Origin of the sequence: Lentilactobacillus sp. TOM.63, from assembly GCF_030361045.1 — a bacterium.
Taxonomy (GTDB): domain Bacteria; phylum Bacillota; class Bacilli; order Lactobacillales; family Lactobacillaceae; genus Lentilactobacillus; species Lentilactobacillus dabitei.
The window spans coordinates 1-6,100 of the sequence record NZ_JAUCAP010000112.1; the positions used below are offsets into that span (position 1 = coordinate 1).

Consider the following 6,100-nt stretch of genomic DNA (forward strand, 5'->3'; position numbering starts at 1 on the left):
TCTAACGAGAAACAAAAAATCTGTCATCAGTAATAGATAAAATCTATTACCAACAACAGATATTGTAGAACCAAAATTTGGATTAGAGCGCTCCATGACGCAAACTACGAATTAGTTCAGCCCCCACAATATAAAAAAGGCGCCAACCTTTAACTGGTTAGCGTCTTTCTAAAGATCTTCTCAATAGACAGTCATTATTTAGTGAAATCAACGACCATCCGGCCAACAATCTTGTTAGCTTTCATTTCGTCAATGATGTCATTTACTTCGTTTAAACGACGAGTGTGAACGATTGGTTTAACTTTACCTTCAGCACCGAATTGGAAGGTTTCTTTGAGGTCTTGACGGGTACCAACTAATGAGCCGGCAACTTGAATACCATCAAGAACAGTCTTATCGATGTTAAGAGCCATGTCACCTTTAGGAAGGGCAACGGCAACTAATTTACCATCTGGACGCAATGCGTTAACTGAAGTTGTGAAGGCATCAGTCGTTACGGCAGTAATTTGAGCATTGTGAACCCCGCCAACCTTCTTTTGGATCTGTTCAGCAACATCTGGATCATGACGGTTAATGGTGATATCAGCACCATTTTCCTTAGCAGCAGCCAGTTTTTGTTCATTACCATCAACGGCGACAACGTGGGCACCAAATACATTGTGGGCATATTGAACGGCTAAGTTTCCGAGACCACCACAACCAACAACTTCAACCCATTGACCTGGACGGGTTTCACCGACTTTAAGAGCCTTATACATGGTAACACCAGCACACGTTAATGAAGTTGCTTCAACTGGGTCAAGACCTTCAGGTACCTTAACTGCGTAGTCAGCAGGGACGATAACTTGTTCAGCCATTGCACCGTCAACCGTGTAGCCAGAGTTTTGAACGTTGCGGCAAAGAGTCTCACGACCAGTTGTACAATATTCACAGTGACCACAACCTCTGTAGAACCAGGCGATTGAAACTCGATCACCAATCTTCAAATTGTCAACGTCGTCAGCAACCTGGATAACTCTTCCGACGCCTTCGTGACCAATGATTCGGCCGGGAACCTTACCAAAGTCGCCAGCGGCAACGTGAAGATCCGTGTGACATAATCCACAATATTCAACCTTAACTAATGCTTCACCTTCATGAATTGGTCGTAAATCTACATCTTTAATATCAACATATCCATCAACTGGATCGCGTACAACAGCTGCTTTCATCTATTAATCATCCTTTTTGTAATATATTTTCAAACAAGTACATTATAAGCAAGCTAGCAATGATATTCAAGTGAAAAAGTACACAAAAATCAAAAAATGAAAAATATTTCCAGAAAATGTAAGCCTTTTAGGTGAATAGACCAAAAAAGACCAAAAAAAGCCTAAAAGGTCAAACTTAATGACTATCTGTTTCATAATTATGGTAAAATGAGAGTTATGTTAAAATATTTCAATAGATATAATAAAGAAACTAATACACTTAGGAGAGCTGATCATTTATGAGTCGAATTTTGATTATTGAGGACGAAAAGAATTTGGCGCGCTTCGTCGAACTCGAATTAAAGCATGAAGGATATGATACTCAGGTTGAGTTAAATGGCCGAACTGGGTTACAAGCAGCGTTGGATGATAATTTTGACGTTATTCTGTTGGATCTGATGTTACCTGAACTAAACGGAATGGAAGTTGCTCGTCGTCTTCGGGAAAAGAAAAACACACCAATTATCATGATGACTGCCAGAGACTCTGTCATTGATCGAGTTTCTGGCTTCGATCATGGGGCTGATGATTATATTGTTAAACCATTTGCGATTGAAGAACTATTGGCAAGAATTCGGGCATTGCTTCGTCGGATTCAAATAGAGAACGATCAACAAAAGAGCAATAAAAAGTCAGTGACCTTCAAAGATTTAACGATCGAAAAGGAGAGTCGCATTGTTCGTCGCGGCGATGAAGTCATCAATTTAACCAAGCGTGAGTACGAACTTCTTCTAACATTAATGGAAAATGTTGACGTTGTTCTGGCTCGAGATGTCCTGCTAACCAAGGTTTGGGGATACGACTCCGAAGTTGAAACCAATGTTGTTGATGTTTATATTCGATACTTACGTAACAAAATCGATCGTCCCGGTGAGAACAGTTACATTCAGACTGTCCGAGGGACCGGGTACGTGATGCGTTCATGAGTTTTTCCAAATCAACAGGGACCAAAGGTAGGCGATCGTTAAAGTGGAAGTGGGCTTTTTTCACTTCTCTTGGTGTTTTGGCAATCGTGTTAATTTTTTCCGTTGTGCTCTTTAATCGATTTACAAACGTCTTGCTGCAACAGGAAAAAATTCACATTGATAATACCTTAACGACCGTTTCGTCACGACTATCTAATTATGAATCACCACTGAGTAAAAAAGATGTCGACCATTACTTGCAGCCAAGTATCACAAAGGGTGAGAGTGCAGCGACAAATGGTCAGTCGGATTCTGATAATATCTATTCGGATTCGCTGATTGTTAATTTTTCCCGTGATAATATTCTCGTTAATGTTTATGGTACTGATAAAAAGCAGCTCTTTAAATCCCGAAATGATCCGGTAACCTTTCACTCGGCTGACAAGCGTAAAATCATGACGACTACTTTTCAAGGAAAAAAGGAGTTAGTCGGAATTGAGCCATTGTTGTCAAAAAAGAACGGTTCGTTAATTGGTTATGCCCAGGTGACCGACAAGTTAGGTGATTATCGACGAACAACTGGCAAATTGCTTGCCATTTTAGCAATTTTGGTCGTTATTTCAGTCATCGTGGCAATGATGTTTGCTTATCTACTTGCGGCTGAAATGCTTCGACCGATTAATGAAATTCAAGACACAATTAATAAAGTCAAGACTGATCCTGATTCTGACGCTCGGGTTCCCGATTTAAAAACGAATGATGAACTGGCTGACCTGGCTGATTTATTAAACAGTATGCTGGATCAGACCCATCGGTATATTGACCAGCAACAGCAATTTGTTGAAGATGTTTCTCACGAATTGCGGACACCGGTGGCAGTTATTCAGGGCCACATCGAAATGCTTCTCAGATGGGGTAAGGACGATCCTGAAGTGCTCTCTGAGTCGCTGAAGGCATCTCTTCAAGAAACTAAACGAATGAAGAGCTTAGTAACAGAAATGCTTGATTTGTCGAGAGCTGAGCAGATTGAGATCAACTATGGTGAAGAAATTACCAATGTTAATGAAGTTTTTGCCCAAGTGTACAATGACTTCAAAATGATTCATCCTGATTTCACCTTTACCTTTGACGATGATACGGATAAGAGCATTTACGTTAAGATTTATCGGAACCACCTTGAACAGGTCTTAGTTATTTTACTTGATAATGCAATTAAGTACTCCACTAAGCGAAAAGAAGTCCACCTGTCATTATCGACCTCGATGTCCAAGGTCAATATTGCCGTTCAAGACTTTGGCGAGGGAATTTCCGAGGAAGATAAGCAGAAGGTCTTCAATCGGTTCTACCGAGTTGATAAGGCTCGCAGTCGTGATAAGGGCGGTAATGGGTTAGGACTTTCAATTGCCCATCGATTAATCGAAGCTTATCATGGAAATATTTCAATCGAGAGTTCTTTAGGCTATGGCTCTATATTCCAAATTAATCTACCAATCATGACAGATATGCCAACAGAAGATGAATTAGGCGATCAGCCAACAGACAAAGATTCTTCTGAATCAGCAAATGATTCAAATTCAAAAACATAAAATAAACGAGTAATTCGACTTTTCCAGACGAACTACTCGTTTTGTTTTTGTGGATGATTACTTATGATGCCGTTGCTGTTTGCCGGCATTCCGTTGCTTGCCCACATTACGTTTGTTGCTGTTGGTTGGTTTAGATGCATCGCTCTTTGGAACAGAAGATTGAGGTTGATGCTGGCTAGTCTGCTGTTTCCCAGCGTTACGCTGCTTGCCTGAGTTTCGTTGACGATTACGATTGTGTTCGGTTTGAACTTCAGAAGGCGTCTGAGGTTCCGGTGCAGCTTTTGGTAATAAGTCTTCGACGGTGACCTTTTGGCGGCCTTCCATTTCTTTAGCAATATTCTTGCGAATCCTGGGTCGATACAAATTGATGATCAATGTTTGCAAACAAGCAAACAACCCACCAATAAAGAAGTAAATTCCAAGACCGGCTGGGGCGTTCATGGTGAAGAACAAGATCATCACTGGACTCATTAACATCATCATGCCCATTTGCTTCTTTTGAGCCTTCGGAGTGCCCAACATTGCAATATATCCTTGTAATAAGTAGGATAGGAATGAAAGAATTGCTAAAAGTAAACTGGATTGTCCAAGTCGAATGCCCATGAAAACAGTGTGAGAAAGTTCAGGTGAGTATCGAATCGCAAAGTAAAGTGCGGAGAAGATGGGCATTTGAATCAACAGTGGCAGACAACCAATTCCACCGGTCATTGAAATACCGTTCTTCTTGTATAGTGCCATCATTGCCTGGCTGACCGCAGCCTGTTCTTCTTGGGTCTTAGCCGCCTTTTGCCGCTTCTGGATTTCTGCCATCTGTGGTCTGATCAACTGCATTTTTTCTTGCTGGATGGTAGAGGCTTTAAGCTGACGAATCATAATTGGTAACAGGAACATTCGGACAATCACGGTCAAAGCGATAATGGCCCAGCCATAACTGCCGACAATTTGGGCGATTGCTTCCATGACCGATTGTGCTGGTCGAGCTAGATAATCATAGACGATCCCATAAGGCTTTCCCGATTTGGTTGTTTGAACACAGCCACTCAATAGAACAGCCAAACTGGCTAAAAGTCCAAGGGTCGATAAGTGCTTGAGTTTTTTCATTTGGTAAGACCTTTCTTAATTTAGTACATAAACAAGAGTAATGTTACTCGATTATGACTGACATTTCAATTTAATATTTCACATCAAACCCCTTATAATCAAAATTGGTTATATAATTGACGTCGACGTGATTAATTTTTGCATAGGGAGTCGGTGATTTTTTGATCTGGCTGATAAATTTGTTGAGGTCAGATTCTGACCCAGTTGCAACTACTTCAACAGAGCCATCAATCTGATTTTTGACCCAGCCCGAAATGGTAAGAGATTGGGCAAGCCGGATTGTGGACCACCGGAACCCGACACCTTGAACTCGTCCAAATACAGTCATTTTCACAGATTTCATATGATCGTTCATATTTAGCACCACCCAAAATTCGTTTTATTATATAGGAAAATATAGGAGAAAATTATGGAAAAAATTACTTCAAATCAAAATAACAGAGTGAAAGTATGGAAAAAGTTACAAGCTAAGAAGGGCCGGACAAAATCAGGAGAATACATCATTGAGGGCTGGCATATTGTTGGTGAAGCAATTCGTCATCAAAAAGAAATCTTAGCCCTAATGGTGACTGATGAAGACTTCTTAGATCAATTAGAGTTTGATGATACTAAAGTACCAGTGTATTTGATTACTCCAGAAATTGCCAATCATATTTCTTCAACCGAAACCCCCCAAGGAGTCTTTGCTGTACTGAAAACTGAGGATTATCATGAATCGATTCCTAGTGATTTAATTGGTGCCTGGTTGCTATTGGATAATATCCAAGATCCAGGTAACATCGGTACCATGGTTCGAACTGCGGATGCTGCTGGTGTGAGTGGCGTTGTCTTTGGCCGAGGAACCGCTGATATTTATAATCCCAAGGTTGTCCGGGCAATGCAAGGCAGTCAATTTCACATGCAGCTTTTTAGCGGTGATCTTCTTGACTGGTTAGTGGCATTGAAGAAACAGCAAATTCCGACATACGGAACTGAATTGAATGATCAGGCTGTTTCTTACGCTAATGTGACGCCAACCCAAACATTTGGTTTAGTCATGGGAAATGAAGGAAATGGGGTTTCACCTGAAATATTATCTTGGACTGATCAAAACTTGTATATTCCAATGAAGGGTGAGGCAGAATCATTAAATGTTGCCGTTGCAACCGGAATTTTGCTTTTTCATTTGTTTAAATAAAAAACAACCTGATTTATTCATAAAAATACACAAAATACCCATCAAACACATGTTTCACGCGTTTGATGGGTATTTTGCATT

Annotated in this window: 6 protein-coding genes; 3 read left to right on the forward strand and 3 right to left on the reverse strand. The window is 40.6% G+C overall.

Annotated features, from left to right (window positions below):
• Window positions 1–194: 194 nt before the first annotated feature.
• A complete protein-coding gene (adhP, locus tag QUF07_RS13070; protein ID WP_217165372.1) occupies window positions 195–1,211 on the reverse strand; it encodes an alcohol dehydrogenase AdhP in 1,017 nt (338 codons plus the stop codon).
• Between the two features lie 278 nt (window positions 1,212–1,489).
• On the opposite strand from adhP, the gene QUF07_RS13075 reads away from it, so the two are divergent.
• Both QUF07_RS13075 and QUF07_RS13080 read left to right on the forward strand, forming a co-directional pair.
• Window positions 1,490–2,176, forward strand: a complete 687-nt coding sequence (locus tag QUF07_RS13075; protein WP_056982640.1) for a response regulator transcription factor — start codon at window positions 1,490–1,492, stop codon at window positions 2,174–2,176.
• Entirely contained in the window at window positions 2,173–3,741 is a 1,569-nt protein-coding gene (locus QUF07_RS13080) for a HAMP domain-containing sensor histidine kinase (protein ID WP_289427829.1), read from the forward strand. Before QUF07_RS13075 ends, QUF07_RS13080 begins: the two co-directional genes overlap by 4 nt.
• Window positions 3,742–3,798: 57 nt before the next feature.
• Here the strand turns inward: QUF07_RS13080 and yidC are convergent, their stop codons facing one another.
• Together yidC and QUF07_RS13090 are read right to left on the reverse strand one after the other, a co-directional pair.
• Window positions 3,799–4,842 carry a membrane protein insertase YidC gene (gene yidC / locus QUF07_RS13085; protein WP_217164050.1) on the reverse strand — a complete coding sequence of 348 codons (1,044 nt, stop codon included), beginning with the start codon at window positions 4,840–4,842 and terminating at the stop codon, window positions 3,799–3,801.
• A gap of 70 nt (window positions 4,843–4,912) precedes the next feature.
• Entirely contained in the window at window positions 4,913–5,197 is a 285-nt protein-coding gene (locus QUF07_RS13090) for an acylphosphatase (protein WP_430673530.1), read from the reverse strand.
• Between the two features lie 54 nt (window positions 5,198–5,251).
• Here QUF07_RS13090 and QUF07_RS13095 point away from each other — a divergent pair, with 54 nt between their 5' ends.
• Window positions 5,252–6,019: a TrmH family RNA methyltransferase gene (locus QUF07_RS13095; RefSeq protein WP_289427832.1), complete on the forward strand. Its 768-nt coding sequence runs from the start codon at window positions 5,252–5,254 to the stop codon at window positions 6,017–6,019.
• The last annotated feature ends 81 nt before the right edge of the window (window positions 6,020–6,100 follow it).

Bases quoted from the DNA above. Each gene is read 5' to 3' on its own strand.
- QUF07_RS13095 (WP_289427832.1), top strand. From the start codon at position 5,252: ATGGAAAAAATTACTTCAAATCAAAATAACAGAGTGAAAGTATGGAAA.
- adhP (WP_217165372.1), bottom strand. From the start codon at position 1,211: ATGAAAGCAGCTGTTGTACGCGATCCAGTTGATGGATATGTTGATATT.
- QUF07_RS13075 (WP_056982640.1), top strand. From the start codon at position 1,490: ATGAGTCGAATTTTGATTATTGAGGACGAAAAGAATTTGGCGCGCTTC.
- QUF07_RS13090 (WP_430673530.1), bottom strand. From the start codon at position 5,197: ATGAACGATCATATGAAATCTGTGAAAATGACTGTATTTGGACGAGTT.
- yidC (WP_217164050.1), bottom strand. From the start codon at position 4,842: ATGAAAAAACTCAAGCACTTATCGACCCTTGGACTTTTAGCCAGTTTG.
- QUF07_RS13080 (WP_289427829.1), top strand. From the start codon at position 2,173: ATGAGTTTTTCCAAATCAACAGGGACCAAAGGTAGGCGATCGTTAAAG.